Here is a 301-nt window from a genome sequence, read left to right on the forward strand (position 1 = left end):
TCACCTTGGCAAGGTGACACTCTACCATTGAGTCACTTCCGCATTTTTAATTGGTGCAGGTGAAGGGAGTCGAACCCCCACGCCGTAGGCGCTAGATCCTAAGTCTAGTGCGTCTGCCAATTCCGCCACACCTGCACGTTTTAATGTTTTTAATTTTTATTAAATTTGGTGACTCACCGGGGAATCGAACCCCGGACACCATGATTAAAAGTCATGTGCTCTACCGACTGAGCTAGTGAATCAACTTGGCTGGGATGGCAGGATTCGAACCTACGGATACCAGAGTCAAAGTCTGGTGCCT

At 48.5% G+C, this 301-nt stretch carries 2 tRNA genes; both read right to left on the minus strand.

Features of this window, described 5'->3' with window-relative positions:
- Positions 1–51: 51 nt before the first annotated feature.
- A tRNA-Leu gene (locus tag CPJCM30710_RS17570) sits at positions 52–135 on the minus strand.
- Between the two features lie 31 nt (positions 136–166).
- Positions 167–242, minus strand: a tRNA-Lys gene (locus CPJCM30710_RS17575).
- Between the last annotated feature and the right edge of the window lie 59 nt (positions 243–301).

Source organism: Clostridium polyendosporum, assembly GCF_018332455.1.
GTDB lineage: Bacteria > Bacillota > Clostridia > Clostridiales > Clostridiaceae > Clostridium_AY > Clostridium_AY polyendosporum.